Annotated in this window: 29 protein-coding genes and 1 pseudogene; 29 read left to right on the top strand and 1 reads right to left on the bottom strand. The window is 43.5% G+C overall.

The features are described from left to right. Positions 1-173 precede the first annotated feature (173 nt). The 7 genes from G596_RS0118800 (at position 174) to G596_RS22975 (ending at position 5,907) form a co-directional block, all read left to right on the top strand. On the top strand, positions 174-413 hold the full coding sequence (locus tag G596_RS0118800) for an acyl carrier protein (protein WP_022763357.1): 240 nt from the start codon (positions 174-176) through the stop codon (positions 411-413). A 49-nt stretch (positions 414-462) separates the two neighbouring features. Next, a complete protein-coding gene (locus G596_RS0118795; protein ID WP_022763356.1) occupies positions 463-1,470 on the top strand; it encodes a phosphate acyltransferase in 1,008 nt (335 codons plus the stop codon). Continuing rightward, entirely contained in the window at positions 1,467-2,579 is a 1,113-nt protein-coding gene (gene buk / locus G596_RS0118790) for a butyrate kinase (protein ID WP_022763355.1), read from the top strand. The genes G596_RS0118795 and buk overlap by 4 nt, the downstream gene beginning before the upstream one ends. Positions 2,580-2,663: 84 nt before the next feature. Then, positions 2,664-3,170: a DUF1097 domain-containing protein gene (locus G596_RS0118785; protein WP_022763354.1), complete on the top strand. Its 507-nt coding sequence runs from the start codon at positions 2,664-2,666 to the stop codon at positions 3,168-3,170. Next, positions 3,167-3,949, top strand: a complete 783-nt coding sequence (locus tag G596_RS0118780) for an MBL fold metallo-hydrolase (RefSeq protein WP_022763353.1) — start codon at positions 3,167-3,169, stop codon at positions 3,947-3,949. Before G596_RS0118785 ends, G596_RS0118780 begins: the two co-directional genes overlap by 4 nt. Positions 3,950-3,974: 25 nt before the next feature. Continuing rightward, positions 3,975-5,216 (top strand): L-lactate MFS transporter, encoded by a 1,242-nt coding sequence (locus G596_RS0118775; RefSeq protein WP_022763352.1) that lies wholly within the window; start codon positions 3,975-3,977, stop codon positions 5,214-5,216. Between the two features lie 79 nt (positions 5,217-5,295). Beyond that, the gene (locus G596_RS22975) at positions 5,296-5,907 is read left to right on the top strand and encodes a hypothetical protein (protein ID WP_022763351.1); all 612 of its coding nucleotides are present in this window, start codon (positions 5,296-5,298) and stop codon (positions 5,905-5,907) included. Positions 5,908-5,954: 47 nt separating this feature from the next. Here the strand turns inward: G596_RS22975 and G596_RS0118765 are convergent, their stop codons facing one another. After that, positions 5,955-7,088 carry an alpha/beta hydrolase gene (locus G596_RS0118765; RefSeq protein ID WP_022763350.1) on the bottom strand — a complete coding sequence of 378 codons (1,134 nt, stop codon included), beginning with the start codon at positions 7,086-7,088 and terminating at the stop codon, positions 5,955-5,957. 175 nt (positions 7,089-7,263) lie between these two features. On the opposite strand from G596_RS0118765, the gene G596_RS0118760 reads away from it, so the two are divergent. The 22 genes and pseudogenes from G596_RS0118760 (at position 7,264) to G596_RS24200 (ending at position 25,648) form a co-directional block, all read left to right on the top strand. Further along, a complete protein-coding gene (locus tag G596_RS0118760; RefSeq protein ID WP_022763349.1) occupies positions 7,264-8,325 on the top strand; it encodes an SGNH/GDSL hydrolase family protein in 1,062 nt (353 codons plus the stop codon). 44 nt (positions 8,326-8,369) lie between these two features. Beyond that, entirely contained in the window at positions 8,370-8,735 is a 366-nt protein-coding gene (locus G596_RS0118755; protein ID WP_022763348.1) for an ACT domain-containing protein, read from the top strand. Positions 8,736-8,788: 53 nt separating this feature from the next. Continuing rightward, on the top strand, positions 8,789-10,537 hold the full coding sequence (gene ilvD / locus G596_RS0118750; protein WP_022763347.1) for a dihydroxy-acid dehydratase: 1,749 nt from the start codon (positions 8,789-8,791) through the stop codon (positions 10,535-10,537). Between the two features lie 123 nt (positions 10,538-10,660). Then, a complete protein-coding gene (locus G596_RS0118745) occupies positions 10,661-11,929 on the top strand; it encodes a Y-family DNA polymerase (protein ID WP_242829217.1) in 1,269 nt (422 codons plus the stop codon). 12 nt (positions 11,930-11,941) lie between these two features. Continuing rightward, positions 11,942-12,427: a hypothetical protein gene (locus G596_RS25680; RefSeq protein WP_044929133.1), complete on the top strand. Its 486-nt coding sequence runs from the start codon at positions 11,942-11,944 to the stop codon at positions 12,425-12,427. 31 nt (positions 12,428-12,458) lie between these two features. Then, positions 12,459-13,178, top strand: a complete 720-nt coding sequence (locus G596_RS22965; RefSeq protein ID WP_081646811.1) for a GH25 family lysozyme — start codon at positions 12,459-12,461, stop codon at positions 13,176-13,178. Between the two features lie 15 nt (positions 13,179-13,193). Continuing rightward, entirely contained in the window at positions 13,194-13,634 is a 441-nt protein-coding gene (locus G596_RS0118730) for a GNAT family N-acetyltransferase (protein ID WP_022763344.1), read from the top strand. 325 nt (positions 13,635-13,959) lie between these two features. Then, a complete protein-coding gene (locus G596_RS0118725) occupies positions 13,960-14,727 on the top strand; it encodes a ZIP family metal transporter (protein WP_026498184.1) in 768 nt (255 codons plus the stop codon). Between the two features lie 446 nt (positions 14,728-15,173). Beyond that, the gene (locus tag G596_RS22960; RefSeq protein WP_022763342.1) at positions 15,174-16,058 is read left to right on the top strand and encodes a DUF6033 family protein; all 885 of its coding nucleotides are present in this window, start codon (positions 15,174-15,176) and stop codon (positions 16,056-16,058) included. 104 nt (positions 16,059-16,162) lie between these two features. Beyond that, on the top strand, positions 16,163-17,269 hold the full coding sequence (locus G596_RS0118715; protein ID WP_022763341.1) for a hypothetical protein: 1,107 nt from the start codon (positions 16,163-16,165) through the stop codon (positions 17,267-17,269). A gap of 159 nt (positions 17,270-17,428) precedes the next feature. Then, on the top strand, positions 17,429-18,754 hold the full coding sequence (locus G596_RS0118710) for an erythromycin esterase family protein (RefSeq protein WP_242829218.1): 1,326 nt from the start codon (positions 17,429-17,431) through the stop codon (positions 18,752-18,754). Between the two features lie 178 nt (positions 18,755-18,932). Continuing rightward, positions 18,933-19,139, top strand: a complete 207-nt coding sequence (locus G596_RS22955) for a hypothetical protein (protein ID WP_022763339.1) — start codon at positions 18,933-18,935, stop codon at positions 19,137-19,139. A gap of 23 nt (positions 19,140-19,162) precedes the next feature. Continuing rightward, the gene (locus tag G596_RS25915) at positions 19,163-19,264 is read left to right on the top strand and encodes a GNAT family N-acetyltransferase (protein WP_330361235.1); all 102 of its coding nucleotides are present in this window, start codon (positions 19,163-19,165) and stop codon (positions 19,262-19,264) included. A gap of 12 nt (positions 19,265-19,276) precedes the next feature. Beyond that, positions 19,277-19,693 (top strand): annotated as a pseudogene (locus tag G596_RS22950) (GNAT family N-acetyltransferase); the annotation flags it as partial. Further along, on the top strand, positions 19,693-20,667 hold the full coding sequence (locus G596_RS0118695) for a phosphotransferase (RefSeq protein ID WP_022763338.1): 975 nt from the start codon (positions 19,693-19,695) through the stop codon (positions 20,665-20,667). The pseudogene G596_RS22950 and the gene G596_RS0118695, both read left to right, overlap by 1 nt. A gap of 178 nt (positions 20,668-20,845) precedes the next feature. After that, complete coding sequence (locus G596_RS0118690) at positions 20,846-21,334, top strand: isochorismatase family cysteine hydrolase (protein ID WP_022763337.1); 489 nt, start codon at positions 20,846-20,848, stop codon at positions 21,332-21,334. 87 nt (positions 21,335-21,421) lie between these two features. After that, positions 21,422-22,297 carry an alpha/beta fold hydrolase gene (locus tag G596_RS0118685; protein ID WP_022763336.1) on the top strand — a complete coding sequence of 292 codons (876 nt, stop codon included), beginning with the start codon at positions 21,422-21,424 and terminating at the stop codon, positions 22,295-22,297. 77 nt (positions 22,298-22,374) lie between these two features. Further along, positions 22,375-22,968, top strand: coding sequence for an RpiB/LacA/LacB family sugar-phosphate isomerase (locus G596_RS0118680; protein ID WP_022763335.1), 594 nt, complete (start codon positions 22,375-22,377; stop codon positions 22,966-22,968). 121 nt (positions 22,969-23,089) lie between these two features. After that, entirely contained in the window at positions 23,090-23,329 is a 240-nt protein-coding gene (locus tag G596_RS0118670) for a GNAT family N-acetyltransferase (RefSeq protein WP_155829363.1), read from the top strand. A 157-nt stretch (positions 23,330-23,486) separates the two neighbouring features. Beyond that, the gene (locus G596_RS0118665; protein WP_022763333.1) at positions 23,487-24,389 is read left to right on the top strand and encodes an AraC family transcriptional regulator; all 903 of its coding nucleotides are present in this window, start codon (positions 23,487-23,489) and stop codon (positions 24,387-24,389) included. A gap of 174 nt (positions 24,390-24,563) precedes the next feature. Beyond that, complete coding sequence (locus G596_RS0118660; RefSeq protein WP_022763332.1) at positions 24,564-25,055, top strand: iron-sulfur flavoprotein; 492 nt, start codon at positions 24,564-24,566, stop codon at positions 25,053-25,055. After that, on the top strand, positions 25,052-25,648 hold the full coding sequence (locus G596_RS24200) for a flavodoxin (protein WP_022763331.1): 597 nt from the start codon (positions 25,052-25,054) through the stop codon (positions 25,646-25,648). Before G596_RS0118660 ends, G596_RS24200 begins: the two co-directional genes overlap by 4 nt. Positions 25,649-26,057: the final 409 nt, after the last annotated feature.

Raw genomic sequence — 26,057 nt, 5'->3', positions numbered from 1 at the left:
AAAGCCTTCCCCTTGGGGGCGCTCGACGTCCGGGGTTGCTACTCGTCCGGGGGACGAGTGCTTAGCAACGACCGGAGTGGAACGTAGACCGTCGGTTCAGCTCGGACCGAAGCGGAGCGGAGACAGGTGGCACGAAGTGCCGGATGAGGGGACAAGAAAAAAGGAGAATAAAAATGAGCAGACAGGAAATTTTAGATCAGGTATTAAACATGGTAGCAATGTCCTACAAGAAGGAGGTTTCTGAGCTTTCAGAATCCACATCCTTCAAGACAGACTTAAACGGAGCATCAGTTCAGATGGTAGCTCTCGTTTCAGAGATTGAGAACGAGCTTGACGTAGCTCTTATGCTTGCTGATGCAAGTGCTTGCGAGACAATCTCTGATCTCATCGATCTTATTGAAGAAGAGATGTAAAACATTTTGGGCTCGCTGTAAAGGCGAGCCTATTTATGAGAGGTAGAAAATGAGCGTAATTGATAAGATTTTTGAAAAAGCTAAATTGGATCCCCAGAGAGTAGCATTCCCTGAGGCTCTTAATGAAAAGATGATGCAGGCAGCTTATGAGGCAGGCACCGAAGGATATATCATACCTATCCTGGTGGGTGATGAAGCAGAGATTAAGGCTGCTATCAAGGAGAGAGGCTACAAGGAAGAGGCGTTCAAGATCGTTGACGTAAACAACGAGGAGTACAAGGCCCTTCTTGTTGAGAAATACACAGCGCTTCCCGAGACAAGACTTAAGGAGAAGGCACTCAGACGTCGTATGGAGGATAAGCTCCAGTTTGCAATGGTTATGCAGGCTGCAGGCGAAGCGGATGTTACCTTTGCGGGAATTGACTATACGACAGGTGACGTTCTTCTTGCAGGACAGATGATAATCGGCATTAAGCCCGGTCTTGCAACAGTTTCAAGTATCGGACTCTGCGATATTCCGGGATTTGATGGAAGCGAGGGATCACTTCTTGCAATCGGTGACAGTGCAGTGTGCACCAATCCCAACCCCGAGCAGCTTGCAAGTATCGCTATTTCAGCTTGTGATACTGTTAAGTCACTTCTCGACTGGGAGCCCAGATGCGCATGTGTCAGCTATTCCACCTGCGGAAGCGGCCAGGGCGAGCTGATCGACAAGGTTACCGAGGCAGTAAAAATTGCTAACGAGCTTCGTCCCGACCTTGCAATTGACGGTGAATTCCAGCTTGATGCTGCTATCAACCCGGATGTTGCCAAGAAGAAGGTAAACAGAGAGAGCAAGGTTGCAGGTAAGGCAAATGTTGTTATCTGGCCCGATCTTAACGTAGGTAATGTTGCAGTTAAGCTCATTCAGCAGTTCGGTAAGGCGGATGCTTACGGTCCGATGCTTCAGGGCTTTAACAAGGTTGTATGCGATTGCTCCAGAAGTGCACCGGTATCCGAGATCAAGGGCAATATCGTAATCAGCGCAGTAAGAGCGGCAGGAGAGAAGAAAAAATGAAAGAATACAAGGTTTTCACAATAAATCCGGGCTCTACATCCACCAAAATCGCGCTTTTTAAGGGTGAAGAGTGTCTCTATACCCAGAATGTATCTCACGATGCAGCTGAGCTTGCAAAATACGAGACCATAAGTGATCAGCTTCCCTATAGAAGAAATATGATCCTTGACCTCCTTAAGGAGGCAGGTCAGTCCATCGATGATGTGGACGTGTTTGTAGGCCGTGGCGGCGGACTTTTCGCTATGGAGGGTGGTACCTACGAAGTGGACGATCTGATTTTGGAGCATGCCAGAACCATGGCAAACGGCGTTATCCATCCTGCAGCACTCGGACCGCAGCTTGCTCATGAGTTTGCATCCAAAAACGGCGCTAAGGCTATGGTAGTAAATCCTCCGGATGTTGATGAGTATCAGGATCTTGCGAGAATGACAGGAATCAAGGGCGTTTATCGCCTCGCACACCTCCATTCCCTCAACCTCAAGGAGACAGCAATTCGCCACAGCAAGAACGTTCTTCATAAAAAATATGAGGAAGCAAACTACATCGTATGCCATATCGGCGGCGGAATCTCAGTATCCGCGCACAGACAGGGAAAAATGGTAGACGGTTTTGATATCGTAGGCGGAGAGGGACCGATGGCTCCTACGCGCTGCGGAAGCATATCCGTTGCCAATCTCCTTGATTACATGAAGAAGAATAACCTCGGCGTAGCTGATGTAAAGCCGCTTATTACCAAGTCCGGCGGATTTGTAAGCCACGAAGGAATATCAGATGCTATTGAACTTACAAACCGTGCTGCGAACGGTGATAAGTACGCTGAAATGGTCTGGAATTCAATGATTTATCAGATCGAAAAGTGCATCGGATCCATGGCAGCCGTTCTTCACGGCAAAGTGGACGGAATTCTTCTCGGAGGCGGAATGGTGCATAACAAGGATCTTGTACAACAGATTACAGATACCTGTTCCTTTATTGCACCGGTATTTGCTTATCCCGGAGAATTCGAGATGGAAGCTATGGCTGCAGGTGCAATCCGCGCTCTTAACGGAGAAGAGGAGATAAAGCACTATACAGGAAAGCCCTGCTTTACAGGCTTTGATTTTGAATAATCGATAATCTTTATTAGGCTTCGATGCTTTATGAAAATAAGGAGTCGGAGCCTGATTCATTTTAGAACGAAAAGAGAGTTACAAATGAACGAAAAAACAATAAACAAATTGACACTGGCGCTGGGAATAGCGCTGCTTCCGCCTATCTGGGCAGTCCTCTCACCCATGGTTGGTATCACCACCGGTGCGGTAGCTCTTATATGTGCGGGACTCTATGTAGCGAACGGAAACAAGGCATCAGATGCCCTTAAAATAGCTATCGGATTCTTGTGCGGCGATATTTGGGCGGGTATCGCGATTTTTATAATGGAAAAGCTGAGCTTTAATCCCAATGTTGAGCTGTATTGTACATTGTTTGTGATGGGTGGCCTCGCGGTTCTCATCGGTGAGAGCGTGCCAAAGTTCATCTTCACGCCGGCATGGCTCTGCGGATGGGCAATAGGTCTTACGATAATGGGACCCATGGCAATAGCTGATATCGGTACACTGCCGCTCCAGATCGGGGCTGCAATGATAGCAGGTGTTGTTTATGTGGGTATCGGAGTGGATGCTTTCCAGAAAAAGCTGATAAGTATTATACTTAAGAAATGATAAAAACAACTAAAATCTCAGAAAAAATATACATACTTGAGGATAGGTTTGAAAGCGGGACCAGCCTTATAATCGGAAGCGAAAAAGCCCTTTTATTCGATGCAGGTTGCGGAGTTGATGATATCCATGCAGAAGTGCGAAAGATAACAGATCTGCCGCTCCTTGTAATTTGTAGTCACGGTCATTTTGATCATATTGGCGGAAGCCGCTTTTTTCCTAAGGTTTATCTGTCCCAAAAGGACAGAAATATCCTGGATACCTATAATGAGGAACTGCTGAATAAATGGGTCAGTGAGATGGAAGATAATATACAAGACGATACACAAGGTATTGTATTTGGTTGTGGGGATTGGAAGCAGATCGCAGAGCTTGATTTTGACCGAATTGACCTCGGAGATATTCACGGAGAGATCATTGACCTTCCCGGTCATAGCCACGGTTCGATTGGAATATTACTTCCGGAATTAAAGTTGCTTCTTAGCGGCGATGCGCTCTCTCCGATAATCAGTCTGATTTTCAAGAATCACGGAACTGTGGAGGAGGAGCTCCAAACGGTTAAAAAGGCTTTAGAGCTTGATTTTGACTATTATATCTCATCACATAACGGGAATCTTCTTACAAAAGACGTCTTGAAGAGGATGGCAGAATGTCTGGAAGATACCGAAAATAAAAGATTTTATAAGTATTCCTATCCTAAACCGCCCTACGGCGAGGGATATTTCCACGTCCATTCCCTTGGGGATGAACCGGTGGGACTCATTGTTGAAAAACACATGTAATTTTTAGACGAAAAGAGGATTGAAAATGAATTTAACAAGTCGGAGATGGCTGGTATTAATAGCAAGTTGCCTGATTAACCTTTGTATAGGTGCACTGTATGCCTGGAGCGTTTTTGCATCTCCTATGGCGGAGCATATTTCAGCGGTACAGGGACTTAGCGGAGACAATGCCGTAACAGCAAGTAGTCTTGCTATAGTATTCTCCATAGCAAATGTGGTTGGACCTATAACCATGATAGGCGGCGGAAAGCTTGTAAGGACGATTGGACCGAGATTTGTAATTATGATAGGTGGAATCTGGTTTGGCTTGGGCTTTCTTATCTGCGGTTTTGCGGGATCTGTTCCGGGACTTATTTTCGGATTTGGTATATGCTGCGGACTTGCCATGGGTATGACCTACGGCTGCACAGTCAGCAACTGCGTTAAGTTTTTTCCGGATAAAAGGGGACTGGTCGGTGGTATAGCCACTGCATCTTATGGACTTAGCTCAGTGCTGGTTCCGATCATTGCCAATGCAATCATCTCCAAAATGGATGTAACAATGGCTTTCAAGATACTTGGAATAGCGATTGTTATTATTGTATTTGCCGCATCATTACTGATTCTTCCCTGTCCGGACGGCTTTGTGCCGGAAGGGTATGTTGCACCTCTTTCCGATAATACAAAAGCATCAAAAGCTAAGGATTATACCTGGAGCGAGATGCTTAAGACCAAGGAATTCTACGTAATGATGGTGCTTATGTGCTGCGGCGCATTTATGGGTATGATGATCATTTCGCAGGCTTCCCCGATTGCGCAGAATCAGGTGCTTATGAGCTCGCAGGCAGCTGCTGTTGTTGTATCTGTTCTGGCTCTTTTCAATACAGGTGGAAGAATTCTCGGAGGATTTATCTCTGACCTTATCGGCCAGATCAATACGCTCACAATATTGCTTTTTTGCTCGATCGTTGGCCTTTTCATGCTTATAATCACCGGAGAGGGCAGCGCATTTACTCTCTATGCGGGAATTTGCATCATAGGTATATGTTTTGGCGGATTTATGGGAATATATCCCGGTTTTACCAACGAGAAATTCGGTGCAAAGTATTCAAGCGTAAATTATGGAATTATGTTTATTGGTTTTGCATTTTCAGGATTTTTTGCGCCGATAATCATAGGCAGGATCTACAGTATGCAGGGTACTTATGTGGCAGCTTATTATGCAGCAATGATTTTATCAATTTTGGGAATTGCACTTACATTTATATATCGTATAATGAATAAATAGGCTAAAAAATTTAATAAGAATGCCAGTCAATCTTGAAGCTTTTGATGAGAGAGACTGTATGCATAGCGAGGGGGAAAGCATGCCGGCATATTTTTCATTGGTCTCTGAATGTAACAGAGACCATATATACGATACTATTCTTAGGGACTTTTACAAGGTTTTGCCGACGGCGGGACTGAATCTTCTTGGCGAGTACTGGCCGTTTATGGATATACCTTATGATGAACTCATGGATAGCAATCAGAAGAAGCTGGAAGATAACTATCGGCTTGCTTTTAAGGAACACGCCGGGAATGATTATATACAGATTGTGCATGTCCTGGAAGGTTTTTCCGAAGTCAGAAGCTTTATACTGAATCAGCCGGAGAAGGGGATTTTTACAATAAATATTATTGTTCCCGAGGATGATCTTATAAAGGCGGAGGACCACAAGATAGTATATGACCGTGAAAAGGTTGATAAGCTTATTGCGGTAGCAAAAAAGATCTATGAGCTGCCTTTTGTGGATCTGATACAGACAGATCTTGAGCTTTCCGATGATCCGTATTCACTTGAGGAGATTACGGAAGGAGAGGCTTTGGGAGTAGAACCCTTTGCAATTGTTCCGGACACATTAAAAAACAGTGTACCGGAAAAGTACACTGTTTCAGAAGCATCAGGTAACGGATTGCTTGTAACTATCGACTACTAAATCAGTAGTCGATTTTTTTCGCTCCATGGGCGGGCTCTAACGGGAAATCAAGCCTCCGCCTTAAATACCAGCTGGGCGAAATTGTAGAAGCCCAGATACCAGATGTGAAAATCGTGGCCGCCGTTAAGCTCCTGCCACATGAAGTTCTCACCATCCACAAACTGATCGCAGAGAGCGGGCAGTGATTTTGCGGCCGCTGAAGCGCTTGAATAGGCTGTTCTATCCTGTAATCCGCATATATTGTAGAAATAGTATATGGGATAAGTATTGTCTTTAAGAAGAGAAGCTGTCTGGGCCGCAGTTTTGCTGGTAGGCGCTGCGGAAAAGGCTCCAAAATATCCAAACATATCGAGGCATTCGCCTATTCCGATATTTATTGTCTGCATACCGCCCATGGATAAGCCGGCAATGGCTCTGTGTGCTCTTGCTTCGGACAAATCATAACCTTCACTGTATTCAGCATAGGTGCTGTAGTGTGAATCAATGTAAGGAATCAGATCGTTTCGAAGCTCCTGGCCGAATTTGTAGAATCCGTCTATTCCGGAACCGCCTTCGCCTTCAAGATCGCAGGCTCTGCCATTGGGTGTTACAACTATGAAGGGATCAATGTCTCCGTAGTAAGCAAGATTATCCATCAGTGCTTTAACTCTGGAAGTTTTCTTATCCAATCCCCATTCGTTTTCATTGCCGCCGATTCCGTGCAGCAGAATCAGAACATTATATTTTTTATCGCTGCTGTAGTTGGCAGGAAGATAGATATTTGCTTCCTTTGTGATCTCATGGCCGTCCCCTGCATAGTCGTGGGCGGGATATGAGATATGTTCTACGGTACCTGAAGCCTCATCCGTTCTCAGGGCAGTGTACTTGGGAAGTACAAGGTCACCGACTTCAGCTTCTGCGATTCTCTCATCTTCAGTACTTGTTGCATTCTCATCGGCATCTGCTACGTCAGCTTCCTCTGTATAGGAGGTTTCCTGCTCAATTGCTTCTGCGATTCCGTCGGCAACCTCAGTATTTTCTTCGGCAGTTGTCTCTGTCTCAGATACAGTCTCTTCCGCAGAAGCAGCCTCCTGCGAGGCTGCTTCAGCCGGTGCGGCTTCCTTCTCTGCAGCGCTTTGGCCACAGCCGGATAGAACAGACAAACTGATTGCCAATAGCCCAATTAAAATTCTCTTTTTCATGATAGCTCCCTAATATTTTTATTTTGATTTTTTTCACATGGTAAGTATTGTACCACACATAAATAGTGTATTTATCGTAAGTGCTTAGTGCTAACCATTTATAGGCTTTATCGTGGCAGATATTGCGATGTGATATACTGTTTAAAAAGTTTTGAAAAAGAAGAGGACATTTGGTATGAAAAAAAGATTGTTTATTTTGATAGCAGCATGCCTGATCATGTCAGGCTGTGGAAACAGTACAAACACCGAAAGGCCGGCTCTGCCCACTCCTTCAGAGACCGAAACGGTTTCAAATCAGAGCGCCGATGAGACGCCGACAATGAATGCCACAGACGATGGCAGCGACAGCAGTGCTCCGGCATCCGATTTTGCACAAGCTCCTTCAAGCGATAATGCATCGGAAGATTTCGGTGATACCGGATCACCGTCTACAAGCTTTGAAAGTGACGCGCCGGACATGAGCGAGCCTGAAAGTATAGGTGATGATTCGTCACCGTCATCATCCGGCGTGGCAACTCCTTCCGGCCAGAGCCCTTCAGGGGTTGAGAGCAATTTTGATAATGATATTGACGAGCCTGTGACAGCTTCTGAAAACGAGACTGAAAGCGATGAAGCCGGTTCTGAGAAGGAAGAGGCTGCTCCCGCAGAGGAAGCACAAAATGAAGCACAAAACGAAGCAACCGAGGCTACTTCCGAGGAGGAGACTCCTAAAGAGGAGAGCACCGGCTATGGCAGAATCTTCTTTGTGGGAGATTCAAGAACAGTTGATATGTTTGATGGAAATGCAGAGGAAATCTACGATTATGATGCCGGCGGAATCAGGGTTTTTGCAAAAGACGGCTGCCACTGTGCATACCTCACTGATGTTATCGGTCGCTATGGCACAGGGGAGTTTGACACGCTGGTATCATGGCTTGGCTGCAATGATAACAACGATGCGGCTTTATACGAGTCTGTATACGAAAGTCTGATAAGCCAGGGAAAAACAGTTGTTATCTGTACAGTAGGCCCTACTGCGGATGAATCCCTCAGCGGCGAATTCGATGTCGCAAACTATCCAAATGAAAAAATGATCGCCTTTAACCAGAGCGTCACCGGATGGGCAAGTGCTCACGGCGTGAAGGTGATAGACGTATATTCCTATGTTAAGAACAACGTAGAGATATCGCCCGACGGAATACATTACAATCCCAAGCCCACAACGGCAATCTGGAACTATATTGTCAGCAATTTGTAATATGACGAAGATAAAGATCTTGTGAAGGAAAGGTTGGTGTAATTATGAAATTATTGCGGTTACCATATGATTTTACAGTATGCAAGGTTAAGGATATTTCTAAGATAGATTTACAGCAGGACTTTTGCTTCGTGGGAAAAACGGATGAGGAGATTTCTCTCGTGTGCCGGACCGAGACGGTTCCCGAAAATACGGTGGAACGAAACGATGGCTGGAAGTGCTTCAGAATACAGGGAGAACTCGATTTTTCACTCATAGGAATTCTCTCGGGGATATCCAAGGTATTGGCCAAGAACAATATAGGAATCTTCGCTGTTTCGACTTTTAATACGGATTATATTCTGGTTAAGGCCGAGAATTTCGAGCTTGCGCAGGAGGTTCTTGATAAGGCAGGCTACAGAATTATTTAAAAAGGGCTACATCAAAAATCACGTAGGAATATCGGAAAATCCGGAGGTCGGACATGGAATTGAAAAGTCAGCAGATGAGAAAAATGGCTCCTGAACTTGATCCGCTAAGGATTGGGACGGGATGGAAGAACGAGGATCTCTCCAAGCCTCAGATTTTTGTTGAGAGCAGCTATGGTGACAGCCATCCGGGAAGCGTACATTTGAAGGTGCTTATGGAGGAAGTTCTTAGAGGTGTATCCGAAAAAGGCGGCCATGGTGCTAGATATTTCTGCACTGATATGTGCGACGGGGAAAGCCAGGGCACAGACGGAATAAACTATAGCCTCGCGAGTCGTGAAATGATGGTGGGAATGATCGAAATCCAGGCAAATGCTACACCTTTTGATGCAGGTGTTTATCTTGCAAGCTGTGATAAATCGGTTCCCGGGAATCTGATGGGAATGCTGCGCGTCGACATTCCCTCTGTTTTTGTGCCCGGAGGCGTTATGAAGGCAGGGCCGGAAATGCTGACACTGGAGCAGCTTGGCATGTACAGCGCGAAGTATGAGAGAGGAGAAATCGGAGAGGATAAGCTTAACTGGGCAAAGGCCAATGCCTGCCCGGGATGCGGCGCTTGCTCATTTATCGGTACAGCATCTACCATGCAGATAATGGCGGAGGCTCTGGGACTTGCACTTCCCGGAAGCGCGCTTCTACCTGCTTCGGGCGAAGAGATACGTGACTGCGCCTACAGATCCGGAATGAGAGCGGCAGAGATGGCGGGTAGCGAAGATATGCGACCTTCGAAGCTTCTTTCTCTGGATAGTTTTGAAAATGCGATCCTTGTGCACGCTGCAATTTCAGGCTCCACGAACTGTCTCATGCATCTTCCCGCAATAGCGCACGAGATCGGAATAGAGATAGACGGGGACACCTTTGACCGTCTTCATCGGGGAGCCCACTATCTTCTTGATATCAGACCTGCCGGAAAATGGCCTGCTGAGTGCTTTTTCTATGCGGGAGGTGTTCCTGCAATAATGGAGGAGATAAAAGACCAGCTTCACCTTGATGCCATGACCGTTACAGGGAAAACTCTTGGCGAGAACCTCATGGAGTTAAAAAATAACGGGTATTATGAAAAGTGCGGGCGCGGACTTTCGGAGTTTAACCACCGTTATAATGTGCAGGCTACAAGGCGGGATATTATCAGATCCTATGACAATGCCATTGGCACTGACGGAAGCATAGCGGTATTAAAAGGCAATCTTGCGCCGGAGGGAGCTGTAATTAAGCATACAGCATGCCCGGAGGAGATGATGAAGGCCGTTTTGTATGCCCGCCCCTTTGACTCGGAGGAAGAGTGCCTTGAGGCTGTTCTTCACCACAAGGTCCGGGAAAATGATGCGGTTTTCATAAGGTATGAGGGGCCCAAGGGCAGCGGAATGCCGGAGATGTTTTACACTTCGGAAGCCATTAGCTCGGATAAGGAGCTCGGAAGATCCATTGCCCTTATCACAGATGGCCGTTTTTCAGGTGCCTCCACAGGTCCCGTGATAGGACACTGTTCTCCGGAAGCCGCTTCGGGAGGGCCTATAGCGCTGGTTGAAGAGGGCGATCTCATCGAGCTTGATGTCAGAGAGAGGAAACTTAATATAATCGGAATAAAGGGTGAAAGGAGGTCTCCGGAGGAGATTGACAGAATCCTTCAGAACAGAAAGGAAAACTGGAAACCGCGCAGCGGTAAATACCAAAAAGGTGTGCTGAGACTTTTCAGAGAGCATGTGGTAAGTCCGATGAAGGGCGCATATCTTGACATGGATTAGTGACTTCTGCATAAAAAATCTGTTCATCAAAAATTAATATTTTGTTCGCTTGAAACATTCGTTCGATGGGTATACTATTAATGAACAAAAGTTCGGAACATACATTCGATACTTTAAAAAGGTATGCCTATGGATAGAGAGCAGAGAACATATTTCATAATTGATCTAAAGAGCTTCTATGCCAGTGTGGAGTGCGTGGACAGGGGGCTGGATCCCATGACGGCTCTTCTTGTTGTGGCTGATAAGGAGCGCAGCAAGGGGACTATCTGTCTGGCCATCACGCCCGCCATGAAGGCCCTTGGAATTAAGAACCGCTGCAGGATATATGAGATTCCAAAGAATTTGGAATATATCGTAGCGCCTCCCAGGATGCAGAGATATATAGATGTATCCGCGGATATTTATGGGATATATCTGAGCTATGTCGCTAAGGAAGATATACATGTTTACTCAATCGACGAATCTTTTCTGGATGTGACTGCCTATCTGGAGCTTTACGGACTATCGCCCCATGACCTGGCACTGAGCATCATGAACGACATAAGAGAACAGCTGGGACTAAGGGCTACCTGTGGCATCGGTACTAATTTGTATCTTGCCAAGGTGGCCCTTGATATACTGGCGAAGCATTCTCCGGACTTCATAGCGGAGCTCAACGAGGAATCCTACAGACAGAGGCTCTGGACACACAGGCCGCTCACCGATTTTTGGCGCATCGGCCCCGGAACTGCGCGAAGGCTCAACGCGCTTGGGATGTATACCCAGGGAGATATCGCGGTTTATCCGGAAAACTTGTTGTATAAACAGTTCGGAGTTCTTGCGGAGTACATTATAGACCATGCATGGGGACGGGAATCCTGCACCATGAAGGACATCAAAAACTATAGAACCCGCTCCAAATCTCTTTCCTGCGGTCAGGTGCTGATGAGAGATTACAGTTTTGATGAAGCTGTGATTATAGTGAAGGAGATGGCGGACGAGCTCTCGCTTGATATGGTTGCGGCGCATGTGGTCAGCAATAATGTCTCGCTTTATATAGGCTACAGCGCAGGAACGTATCCATCTACCGGCGGGAATATGACCTTGCAGGTTACGACAAATTCCTACCGGATACTGATGGATGCTTATGTCAGGCTTTACTATAAGACTACCAACAGGATAGTACCGATAAGGAGAGTTATTCTCAGCGCCAATTCCGTACTTGACGAATGCTTTGAGCAGTACAGCTTTTTTGTTGATCCCGAAGTTATGGAGAAGGACAGGAAGGTGACCAGGTCGGTGAACCGGATAAAGTCCCGCTATGGGAAAAATGCCGTCTTAAAGGGGATGGACCTATATGAAGCCGGTAATTCGATAGCCAGAAACGCCCAGATAGGCGGACACAAAAAGTAGGAGGCGCGTTTTATGCCAAGAGCAGACAGGGCAAGCCAGTTCATGCCCTTTTCGGCGCTTAAGGGCTTTGAGGAGGCACTGAGAGAAAAAGAGCGTCTGATCTCGGAAGATGTCCCTTATAAGAACAGAGACCTGATTAAAAGGGAAAATATAGCTGACGGGGATAATCCTATTGATGATTTGATGGATATAGATTCAGGAGATTTTGTTATGAGCAGAGTCATTGATGAAGTGGATGTTATCAGCGAACACAAGGCGGATGGAAGCATCATTCCGCTGCGTCTGCGCTTTATGAATGATGATGGGGAATATGAGACTTATACTATAAAGGCTTACAGAGAGAGCGAGAAAAAGGGCACGCACACAACGGAAGACGGTATTTTTGTGGGAGATTACACCTTCGTTTTTGAGTGCCTGATTGTTGTTATGAATATGAAAAGAGTAATACGACTCTACTATGATCCAAAATCCAATACAAAATGGCGATTAGCTGTATAATAATAGGATCAGGTAGAAAGGTCTGGCATATATGAAAATACCACGAAAGACAGCATTGGTAGTGGGGGGCTTGATTTTTGCGGCACTGATTTGCTTTATGATAGCTGTATCGGCCCCTGTAGCTTCAAAAAGATATTCAATAAAGGGAATAGATGTATCTCATCATCAGGGGAATATTGACTGGCCTAGGGTTTCAGGGCATGGCATTTCTTTTGCTTATATAAAGGCGACCGAGGGAAGCGGCTATGTGGATGAAAAACTGGCAGACAATTATGATGGTGTCTCTAAGACTGATATCAACTACGGATTTTACCATTTCCTAAGTCTTGAAAGCTCATCAGAGACGCAGATGGACAACTTCAGAGAAGCTGTAAAAGAATATAAAATGGAGCTGATCCCAGCAATTGACGTAGAGTGGTACGGTGATATGCGAAAGAATCCACCTCAGAAAGAACTGGTTATATCAAAGCTAAAAGAACTCTCAGCACTCATGGAAGAGGAGTATGGAACAAAGCCTGTTATTTACACCACGCAGACTTTCTATTTCAAGTATTTAAGAGGAGAGATCGGAGAAAATCCGCTGTGGATCAGGAATACATTCTTTTTTCCGGTGCAGGACTTTGTAATCTGGCAGTATTCCGAGAAGCTCGACCTCGGCGATTGCGTCGAGCTTGGAAGATATGTCGATGTTGATGTCATGACATCAGATGCTCAATTGAAAATGGACATTGACCAGGCAATCTATCGGTAAGGGGGATACAGAAACGTGATAAGAAAAGCAGAACTCAGGGATTTATCCAGGATTGCCGAAATCCTGGTGTTTACAAAGAGAATAAAGTACAGATCAATCTTTCATAACGACGATTACTCTTTTAACGAGTTGCAAGTAGTCAGGGTCGCTGATGAATTCAGAGCTCCTGAACTACTGGATAAAGTCTGGGTATATGATGATGGCATAGTTAAAGGAATGATCCATCTGGAAGGAAAAGAGATCGTTGAATTATACGTGGATTACTTCTTTTGGGGACAAGGCATCGGCTCTAAGCTGCTAGAGTTTGTGGAAGAGAAGTTTGATGTAAAATTTGTGTGGACTTTGGAAAAGAATGTAGATGCCGTCAGGTTTTATGAGACACATGGATTTAAACTCAACGGGAAGAGACAACCAGAGGAAGGAACACCGGAATATATCGTGATGTTGGAAAGGTGAACTCTGGTTTTAGCGAGAATAGTCTTATAAATTACTTGTGCTTGACAAGGTTGTGAAAAAAGAAGAGTCTTCGGAACAGGTAGCAAAATCCGAGATATATAGTGATTTTAAAGAGAATATATATTTTGTTTTTTGGGGGATACCTCAATAAGAATTATGGATTTTATGTAATTTTACGAATGTGCCGCAAAAAGGCATAATATAGTAAGTGGGAAACAGGGGACAATGGAACAAGAAAGAGATTACCCACCCAATGCTGAAATTGTTGTTCCCTGGCCTGATAAGACTTAAATATGACATTACTAAAGGAAAGGAGCTACAAGATATGTGGAATATAATCATCATTCCATTCCTTGGAACGGCGCTTGGCGCTGCCAGTGTATTTTTGTTTAAAAAAGAGATGAGCCAGCAGATGCAACGTGCGCTGACAGGCTTTGCTTCGGGGGTGATGGTGTCCGCATCTTTTTTCAGCCTCCTGCTTCCTGCACTTGATCAGACAGCAGATATGGGAAAGCTTGGGTTTATTCCTGTATCTGTCGGATTCGGGATAGGAATGCTTTTCCTTCTGGTAATGGATATGGTGACGCCTCACATGCATCTGGATAAAAACGAGGAAGGTCCAAAGAGCGGGCTAAAGAGAACAACAAAGCTTGTCCTGGCGGTCACTCTCCATAATCTTCCTGAAGGAATGGCTGTAGGAATAGTATGTGCTGGCTGGCTTTACGGAAACAGCACGATCTCTTTTACAGGAGCTCTGGCGCTGGCAATCGGTATTGCTATACAGAACTTTCCAGAGGGAGCAATTGTTTCAATGCCGCTTTTAGGTGAGGGTGTTCCTAAGGGAAAGACGTTTCTTTATGGCGTTCTGTCCGGAATTGTTGAACCGATAGGTGCGCTTTTGGTCATTGCTGCATCAGGATTTTTTATTCCTCTGATGCCATATCTTTTGAGCTTTGCAGCAGGAGCCATGATATACGTCGTAGTAGAGGAACTAATCCCTGAAATGTCCGAGGGTGAGCATTCGAATATTGGAACAATTTCTTTTGCCCTGGGATTCATACTCATGATGGCGCTGGATGTAGGATTAGGGTGAGAGGGTGGCAGCTGAATAGATGGCGGGGTTCATACAATGCGCGCCAATCATAATATGACATTCATTTTTTCAATGAATTTTTTTATTGATGGTGATAATATCTGATACTTCTTCCATATCAGCTTGCCATGAATCTTAATCTTTGGATTTAGAGGAACAAAGGTAAGTTCCGATTCTCCGGAAGTATTTATCAGCCGGTCAAAAGTGATGGCATAGCCTGGTATTACAGTAATATGGAAGACCTTCAGGATTTGTTTTCTGAAGGCCTTTTTTGTACAACAATTAAGGGTACAAAGAACTTTATACTTTTTTAATAATTTAAGGGTACATTCAAGCAGTAAATAAGACGATAAAAAATATAAGAAATGGATAAGTGTCTTACTATGTGTTTTTAGATATAAATGAATGAAAAGGATGTCGGCTTTTTTACAAGGAGGTAGATCAGTATGACAGGAATTAATGGTATTTCTGCATATCAGCAGATAAATCAGAGTGCCTATAACGAGAAATCGGGAGTGTCTAAGACTCCTGATACAGGTAGGGCAGATCAGGCTGGTTCAGCAAAAAATTCTCAGCAGGCTAAAGTAGAAACAAAAGCGTGGAGTCCGATAGATACCACGAGTTCACTTGTGCCCAGAAAAACTGAATATGGGATGATTATTGGAGATGTGCAGCTTTCCGATAAGGCAAAGGACTACTATAATTCGCTGAAATCAAAATATCATAATATGGAGTTCATTGCTGTCAGCAAGGATATGAAAGCACAGGTCCAGCAGAATGCTGCCTCCTATGGCAATGCCAACAAAATGGTAGTCCTTATAGATGAAGAGAAGCTTGAGCGGATGGCGACGGATGAATCATATCGTAAGAAGTATGAAGGAATCATTGCCATGGCACAGACAAAGATGTCAGAGGCTAAGATGGGACTTGCCAGCAGCGGCGCAAGTGTTAAGAATTTTGGGATGAGTGTTGATTCTAATGGTAAGGAGAGTTTCTTTGCCACTGTAAATAAATCTTCAGATCTTCAGAAAAAGCGTACAGAAAAGAAAGCAGCAGAGAAGAAGGCTCAGAAACTTCAGGAGAAGAAGAAAGCGGAAAAGAAAGCTCAGGAAGAACGGATCCAAAAAGCCAGGGACAAAAAGGCAGAAAAAGCAGATACTGATAAAGAAGAAACTGAGATCACAGATAACGAGGAATATGTAACATTCGAAGCAGATTCCATGGATGAACTTCTCTCCAAGGTGCAGACATACTCATACAATAATGCATCCGGAAAAGTTATGACTCAGGCCGAGCAAATGGTAGGAACAAAGATAGATTTCAGAGGCTGATGTTTTATGCACACAGCCGCACGGTGGAAATTGCTGCTATGCAGCGTGCGGCTGGCGCGAGAGGAATCGTATAAATACGATTCCTACATGTTATGAGGTACGGCATGAATATATCATTTATTGCGAATAATCTATATAGTTCACAGTACATGAAGAATGCCCAGGGGAATCTCTATGCTCAGAAGACTGACGGAGCCATGAAAAATACAGTTATGGGAAAGATGCCGGTAAATCCTTTTGTATCAAGCTTTGACAGAAGAACAGACAATGAGGTTAATGATCGAAAAGGATTATCACAGCAGATGCGGCAGATGATACGCTCACTGAAGCAGGATTCTCAGCAAGATCAGAATAATAAAAAAATAAATGATTTTCTGACATCATCCGGTTCCCCGGATGCAGCAGAGGAAGAGACAGCGCCTAAGCCGACCTATAATTATAAAGAGGTTGCATCCAAAATACAGAGTGCCAAGACATCAAACAGTGCCGGGCAGGCAGTACTGGCAGCAAAAAGAGCTGTGACGCAGATAAAGAGAAAGATTTCTGCGGGGGATGGTGATCCTGAGGAACTACAGTTTGCTTTAACCCATGCAAAGCGCATGGAAATGGTGGCAAGGAAAAAGAAACATCATCTGGAGCTGGAAGAAATGGTGGCTCGTGTTCAGAAGCAGGATGAGCGCCTTGACGAACAGGAAGATGCTGTTCGGGGTATTCAGAGTGCCATAACACAGGCAGAGGAAGAAAAGATCACTGAGAAAGAAGACCAAATCTTCGATGAGCGCGAGGAGATGTTGGAGGATGTCCTCTCGCAGATAGAAGAGAGTGGGGCTGATGTTTCGGATGAAATGATGGCAGACCTGAACAAGATGATCTCTGAATTTGGCGAAGAAGAATTGGAAGAGTTGGAAGAAACCATGGAGATGCTTGAAGATATGGAAGTGGTAGATCCGCATATGAGCAAAGAGGATTTTGAGGATCTAAAGAGAAAGCACAGGGCTTCAGAAAACAAGGCTATAGTAAAAGCAAATATGGAATATCTTAAAGATATGATCAAGCATGAGCTTGGAAAAGCCGGAAGTATTCCCGGTATGGGAGGTGGACAGTCAGCTTCTGCAGCGGTTGGAAGCCCGGTAGTGCAGGGGGTAACCGTATCAATGCCTGCAATGGCAGCTCCGGTTTCAGATGGAGCTTCGATTGATGTTTCAATATGATATGTAGTGGGTTATAAGAAAATAGCTAGCGAAAATACTAAGTTGAACAAAAGAATTTTTTGCCTATTTCGTACAAAAAAGTAAGTGTAAAACAGACCTTTATCAGTGTAATTGATAAGGTCTGTTTTTCTCTGTAGTAGTGTATTTTTTGGAATGGAGGTGACTGAGTTGAAAAAGAGAAAAAAGAAACCTATTGGAGTGATCATTACGACTACTGTGTTGCTGGTAATGGTAGTCTGCGGTCTTGTGTATAGCCATTTTGGAGGATTTAGCACAGGGAAAAGCGCGGATATAGATGAATTTGCAAAGTATGCAGAGAAAATCACAGGTGATAAACTTCCCAGTATAGATGTTCCTGAAGGTACTCGTATTGTTGCGCTTGGTGAAGCAACACACGGTAACAAGGAGTTTCAGGAACTAAAGAAACTTGTATTTCAGGACATGGTAGAAAACAAAGGAATAAGAGCATTTGTTCTGGAGGCAGATACCGGTGGCTGTGAAGCTATAAACCGTTACATCCATGGAGGGGAGGGAACTTTGGAAGAAGCAACCGAAACTCTTGGATTTCAGATTTACAGAACAGATGAGATGGCAGATCTCATATCCTGGATGAGATCTTACAATGAGACGGCTGTAGAAGGACAGGATATACGATTCTATGGATTCGACATGCAGGATAAAGAATATGAGTTTAAATATGTCATTGAAGCGCTGACAGAATGTGGAATCAGTACCACCAAGCTTGAACAGCTAATGGATGGAGCTGAATATTCGGATGAGTTTAGATTGGAAGACAGAGAAAAGATTCTTACAGAAGTACGAGACCTTTTGTTAGAAAATCATTATCAGGCAGCAGCGCATTATGCAGATGTGCTTATACAAAACAGCAGGCTTTTTGATGAATATGAAAAAAATCCTACAGGCTCATTTGGACTTCGTGACAGCTTTATGGCAGAGAATGCGATGTGGATTTTGGATCAGGAAGAACAGCTTGGCAACAAGATGGTCTTCCTGTCCGGACATAACGGACATATGGAACAATTTGGAACATTCCGTGGCGGAGAAGATAAGGTTATGGGAAACATTCTTGCGGATGAGATTGGCAGGGATGCATATTTCAGCATAGGAACAGATTTTTATAAAACAACCTGCAATATGCCAAAGAATGAGAAGCAGCGTACAACCTTCACAGCATATTCGCATGATCCCCTGGCAAAAGCAGCATATAAGAGTGGGAATGACGTATGTTTGCTTGACTTTTCGAAGGTTCCGGATGATTCAAGCATTGCAGCTCAGATTAATGGATATATATTCTTGGGAAACCTGGGAGATCAGTCCGTTGGAGGACTTAATAGAATAGTAATGAAAGCTATCCCTTATACCTACAGGGAATGGAGAAATCCACATGAATCATATGATGCCATGATATTTGTTTCAAATGCACACCCTACTAAGACAAAACCCAGAACAGGAGACACATTATGAAATTAACAAAGCTTGGTATATGCGGAATAATCAGTCTGCTATCATATACGGCTATGGTCGTGTTTTCGCCCCTTGTCTATCCGGGATATGACTGGCTCAGCATGGCCGTCTGCGTGGCTTCTCAGAATCTTAAGACTAAGGTTTTGAGGCTGGGAATATATTTCTTTGCTGCTATGCAATGGATAATAAAGCAAACAATTATGATATTCTTAAGAGAGACGGAAGTGTGTGGCCAGAAGATATTTGCCCTGCATACACTCCAAGAGAGGATGCAATTCCAAGCTTGAAAGGCTGCTGGTATTGTAAATATGCAGATTTTCATCTGAAGGAAGAAAGAGCTCTTGAGGTGGGAATCTGTAAATGGCCAAAAAAAATAATTGATTAGCATGAATGATCAGGGAGGCTACCATGAAAATAGAAACGGAAAGATTGATCCTCAGAGAATTCACAGTAGATGATTTTGATTCCTGGTATGAAATATTATCTGATCCTGAGACTATGCAGCATTAGCCGGCCCCGTTTGATAAAGAGAAGACAATGGGATGGATAACCTGGAATCTTGATAATTACAAAACCTATGGATTTGGCCTTTGGGCAGTCACACTTAAAAATACAGGGGAATTCATAGGCGATTGTGGTATTACAATCCAGAATATTGATGGAGAATTGCTACCTGAAATAGGCTACCACATTAACAAGAAATTCTGGAGACAGGGATTTGCAAAAGAAGCTGCGCGCGCATGCAGAGACTGGGCATTTAAGAATACAGATTATGATAAGATTTACTCTTATATGAAGTATACCAATATTGGCTCCTACTCAACAGCTATGGCCAATGGTATGAAAAAAGTGAAAGAATACCCTGATCCAAAGAATGAAATATCTTACGCATATGCTATTACGCGTACAGAGTGGGAAAAAGAGAAAGGGCTTAAATAATGATCAAGAGTAAAACGAAATATGAAGCAACCCTAGAAGAAATAAAGGAGCTTTTCGCATTCCATAAACTTGGGAATGTGTCAGATATGGCACCACTTGGTAATGGAGAGTTCAATTCTGCATATAAGGTAATGCTTGATGACGGAAAGAGTTCTGCCCTCAAGATAGCTCCTCCGGAGGGGGCTACGGTTCTTTCATATGAGAAAAACATGATGGGATCAGAAGTGTTCTGGTATGAGAAAATGCATGAAAACACAGATATTCTTTGCCCGGAAGTATATGTGTCTGATTTTTCAAAAAGCATCGTAAAGAGTAACTGCTTCATCATGCAGATGATGGAAGGAGAGCCTTTGTGGGCTGTGAATTTCTCGGATCATGAATATGAAAATGTTCAGAAGCAGAAAATAGAAATGCTTGCCAAGATACACAGGATCAAAAATGACAGATTTGGCTACATACAATCCGGACTTCACGATACATGGTATGATGCGCTAAAGTCCATGGCGGGTAATCTTGTTAAGGATTGTAAGGCTCTTGGATACGAGACCCCTGATGGGGAGAAGTTTATTTCATATATTGATAAACATGCAAAGCTCCTTATGAGTATACCTTGCCGAATGGTGAATTTTGATCTGTGGGACAGTAATGTCCTTTATCACGATGGCAAGATCTGCTGGATTGATCCTGAGCGAGGCTTTTGGGGTGATCCTGTAGCAGATTTCATAACCCTTGGTAGCGGGCAAAAAGCACCGTTGTCAACTAAACAGAAAGAGCTGGATATCTATAATGAAACTGCAACAGAAAGGATAGTTCTTTCAAAAGAGACTGAAATACGATATGCATTAGCAGTATGTTACCTGGCTCTTATTGAAGAAGTTGAAAAATATGTCAGATATGAGCCGGATGAGCCAAACTATATAAGAAATACCAATGATGCCAGAGAAATGTATGACATGGCATTTAGTGTTCTGTAAACGTTGAAATAAATATAAGAATTTGAGAGACAATATGCACTGTGGAGCACAACCCACAGTGCATTTTTTTGCAATAAATCAGTGTAAAACTTATATAAATTGGTGAAAAGAGCAAGATACAGCAGTTTGTTTGTTATGCTGTATAAAAATAAGCCATTAGATCAGGAGGAAATTATTTATGGAAAATAAGGCATTGATAGTTATAGACCTTCAGAACGATATCACAAAAAACTACAAATTGATCATAGAGCGTGTAAATGCAGCTATTAACTGGGCATCTGAAAATGACATGCGCGTAATCTATATAAAACATTTTAATCTGTCTGAGAAAACAAGAACCTTTAAACCCGGCAGCAAGGGAGCTGAGCTAGTCCCGGAATTAAATGTTGTGTCAGACAATATTTTTGAAAAATCAAAAGCAAGTGCACTCACCTGTGAGGCGTTTTCGAACTTTATTGAAAATAATGAAATAAAAGAGTTCTATATCGCTGGAGCTGATGCAACGGGGTGTGTGAAATCTACAAGCTATAACCTTGCAAAATGCGGATACACTGTGCATGTAATATCTGATTGTGTGACAAGCTATGATCTGAAGAAGTTGCCTGAGATGTATGATTATTATGCCAAAAAGGGCTGTGATGTATTAACACTTGCAGAGTGCAGGTAAAGTACTGAGAATGGTGGGAGAAATGCATTAGGCAAGTCTTCTGCGTGGGGCATAAGGGTAGGATGAATCGGAAAGAGGAATGCTATCATGAATTATAAGATTTTTGGAAGTAAAACTGTAGATATCGTAATAGAAATGGGCCTTGGAGCATGCATAGCTGAATGGGAAGCGCTTGCAAGAGAGCTTGGAGAGAATCACGGTGTGCTTGTCTATGAAAGAGCCGGGATAAATCACAGTGATAAGAGTGATAAAGAAAGAACGCCTACGAATATTGCTAAAGAATTAATGAATCTCCTAGATGAAATCCCGCATGATGAAAAGCTGGTGATAATAGGACATTCGCAGGGAGGACTGTATGCCAGCGAGTTCTGTGGTCTCTATCCGGAGATGGTAAAGGGACTAATTCTTTTGGACCCATTAACTACAGAAGATAATAGATTTAAGAAGGAATTAACTGCGAAGGAGTTTAAAAAATCCGGAGTAGATAAGAGTAAAAACTTTATTTTTTTAGAAACGCTTACTAAGCTTGGAATGAAAGGCTTTGTAAAGAAAGTGATGTGTCAGGCACCGCCTTTTTATTACGCCAATTTTTCCAAGGAGCAAAATGAGGATATCCTTAATTCGCTTGTAAATACCACGCATCTACGCACATGCAGGGAAGAGTATAGGTTAGCTCACGATGATGCATCGTTAAAAAATATGGTATCTAAGGAAAAATATCCTGATATTCCGATCATTCTTGTGACTCATTCATCTGAGGAAGCAATCAAGGAAAACATGGAATTTGGTGGAAACAGCCGTCCTTTTGCCGCTAGGATCGAACGACTGTGGCAGGAGATCATGAAAGAGTATTTAGGGTATTCGAGAAGAGCAATATGGATCCAGGCTAAGAAAAGCACTCATTATATTCACCTGACGGAACCGGAAATAGTTATAGAGAGCGTCAATACCTTAAATAATTGATATACTTAAGAAAGGATATGTATCTGTTGCAGAATTGCAGGTAAAAAGTAAACACAAAATACATTAAGGATGACGTTATGAGAATAGGAATAATTCAAGCGAGCTCTCAGGCTGAAAAAAATGAGCTTATTTTCAATACTGTAAAAAAATATGCCCCTAAAGATGCTGAAGTCATAAACTTTGGCTGTACTTTAGATGAGCAGGAAAAGTACTCCTATATAGATGTTTCGGTTCTTGTTGGTTTGCTACTTTCAAGCGGCGCTGTTGATTTCATTGTAACCGGTTGTTCGTCCGGCCAGGGAATGATGCTGGCGTGCAACAGCATGCCTGGAGTAATTTGTGGATATGCGCCTACGCCAAAGGACGCTTATCTGTTTGCACAGATCAATAATGGTAATGCTATTTCACTTCCGCTAGGCGAAGACTATACCTGGGCAGGCGAAGATAACTTTGAAAAGACAATAGAAGCGCTTTTTTCTGAGCCATTTGGACAGGGATATCCAAAGAGTGAAGCAGAAAGAAAGCGGAAAGACACTGAGAAACTCAAGGAAATAAGAAGAAAGTCGCAGATTCAGTTTGAGGATTTATTGGGTTCATTAGATACGTCAATAATTGAGAAGATAAATAAAAAGAATGATGTGATCAAGTATGTGAACGAATACGGAAAGTAACAACATTCGGTAAAGGAAATTCAGTGATCGGCAAAATCTGTTGGATTGATCCTGAGCGAGGATTTTGGGGTGATTCGGTAGCTGATTTCATAACCTTAGGTACAGGACAAAAAGCTCCGTTATCAACAAAGCACAAAATCTGGCGCGAGAGGACGATCCTCGAAAGAATTATCTTGCTTATGTGATTGAAGATACAATAACAGGTTCGCCTGCCGGAGCTGTCGGATGTACATTTTATGAAGATTTGGAGAAAGTGGGCATTACTTATTTTATCGGAGCAGATTTTCGAAATAATGGATACGCTTCAGAAGCAATAAAGCTATACCGTTTCTATTTGGCACAAAGAAATCAGCAATTTTAAGTTAATCGGACTGAAAATAGGACAGATTTGAACAGAAAATGACAGGATGAGTACTTACTGACCAGATATACTAATTGTGTCAGGGTAAAGGGAAGGCTGTTTCGAGTCGTTGGTGTATGTTTAGCAACGGCCGGAACGGAGTAGGAGATTGTATAAGATGGAGTGGCTTACCAGCATTCGCACAGCAATTGATTATATGGAAGAACATCTGAAAGACAACATCAGTGCGCAGGATGTGGCAGATCAGGTGTATATTTCTCCGTTCTTTCTTCAGAAGGGATTCTCCTTGATGACCGGATACGGAATCGGGGAGTATATCAGAAACCGCAGGCTGTATCAGGCAGCATTGGATCTGAAGAATACGGATGATAAGGTAATCGATATTGCATACGCTTATTGCTATGAGACGCCTGAGAGCTTCACAAAGGCATTTTCTCGCTTTCACGGTGTAACACCATCACAGGTCCGTGATGGGGCGGCTGTGAGGACGTTCCTTCCACTGACTGTAAAACTACAGGTTCAAGGAGGCAATCAAATGAATTGTAAAATTACAAAAATGTTCCAGTTTAAGGTTATCGGTTTTCAAAAGATATTTGATAATGATACTGCTTATCAGGAGATTCCAAAGTTCTGGGATGAGATTTGCGAGAAGTATGCAGCAAATGTTTATGCCGGGAATGCTCCGGCCAATCCTTATGAGAAGGCTATCGTAGAGAACTGCATTGGAGAGTATGGAGTCTGCATCGATGATATCGGAGAGGGAAAGTTTAGGTATCTTGTGGCTGGGAAGTATGCCGGAGGGGAAGTTCCTGAAGGAATGGTGGTCTATGAGTTTCCGATGGGTGACTGGGCAGTATTTGACTGCATCGGCCCTATTCCTGAGGCACTGCAGAGCCTGAATACACAGATTTTCAATGAGTGGCTTCCGGGTAATCCGGACTATGAACTTTGCGGGAATGCATCTGCAGAATGGTATGACTGTGTAAATGGCGAAATGACGGATAAGGATTATCACAGTGCAATCTGGATCCCCGTGAAGAAGAAAGATGGAAATAACTGATGCATGTCTTGGAGAGAAGAATCGGGCGACCGATTCTTCTCTCATTAACAAACATGATACCAGTTTCGCAATCACTTTATAGCTAATAAGCAACCAGGGAGGTTTAATCAGGCTGTTCTTGAATTTTTGAAAGGTTAAAACAGAAGATAATTAGGTTGTGAAGAAGGAACAAATATGAGGATGATAATTCATGATCTTGACGAGAATTTTCATAAGCAAGTCAGCACAAAGCTTTCGGATGTGATATGGGCTGATGGTAAGTATGCACCTTGCCAGGGGTGCTTTGACTGCTGGACAAGACACCCGGCAACCTGTGGCATGATGGATTCTCTTCATCAAATGTGCAGGGTGATCGGACAGGCTGATGACCTTGTGATCATCACTGAGAATTGCTACGGCGGATACAGCCCGGAGGTTAAGAACATTCTTGACAGGTCAATTGGGACATCAACTCCCATGAGCACATATCGCGGAGGGGAGATGCATCATACTTTAAGGTACGGAAGAAAGGACACATGGAAGGTAATAGTCTACGGTGATATTAGTGATAATGAAAAGAGTACGTGGGAATTGATGGTGGAGAGAAACAGGATCAACCACGGATATCAGTCTGCTGAAATTATATTTATGGATGATATCACTGACCTGGAGGTATCGAAGATATGAAGACGGTTTTTATTGATTGCAGCCCCAAGAATAGACTTTCTGCATCAGGTTTTATCGTCGGCATGACAAGCATTTTTGTTTCCGGAACAAAAAAGAGAATGAAGCTCCGTACAAAGGCTGATTATGAGAATATCTTAAAAGAACTTGAGGATGCGGATGCAGTTGTTTTTGCAATGCCGCTTTATGTGGACGGCGTCCCATCTCATGTACTTCCATTTCTAAGGGAGATGGAAGTCTGGTGCAAAAGCAATAACCCGAAGATCAGGGTATATACAATTGCAAATAATGGCTTTATAGAGGGCAGACAGAATGAGCCACTTATGCAGATCATGGAGAACTTCTGTATAAGGAGTAAAATTAAGTGGTGCGGTGGCTTAGGAATAGGCGGCGGAGTCATGATGAATGTGATGCGGATCATGATTGTTGTAGTTTTTGCAGTCACGATACTGAACCTTATTCTTACAGGGATTGATTCAGGAAACTTTTTAGACAGAAATATTTTGCTGAATTTTCTAAAGAATGTAGCAGAGGTTCTGTTCTTTGGATGTGGAATTATTACCTTTGATATCTGGATAGCCTCCTATATTAGATAGTGTCAAATGATCTATGAAAAAACTGGGTCAAAAAATAGGCTCAGATGAACCTCGAAAATTGCAGATATATAGGTTGAGGTAGCCGGACGCCACCCTTGACAGCACAAAAAATAACTGCTGACGGTTAATCACCGACGGCGAAGAACTCAAGAACAATCAGATTTTCTCCGTCGTTTGCAGCAGTGTAGCAGTTATTTTTTGTGCCATCAAGGGCAAGCCGCTAAAGCGGTGGCTAGGTTAATACCTCGGGCTCAGAATCTAAGAACAATCAGCTGGCAGCCTGAAGTTCAAGTATCTTCTTCTGACCGAAGTAGATCATCAGCTGCCACCTAGCGGGCATGTTTTCAGCCTTTGACAGAATCTCATCTACAACTGGAGGCCTGTAACCATTGTACTTATGCGGCCTCAG

The organism is Butyrivibrio sp. AD3002 (genome assembly GCF_000420905.1).
Taxonomy (GTDB): Bacteria; Bacillota; Clostridia; order Lachnospirales; family Lachnospiraceae; genus Butyrivibrio.
Note: the sequence above shows the minus strand (reverse complement) of the source record. Positions and strands in the feature narration are given on the sequence as shown.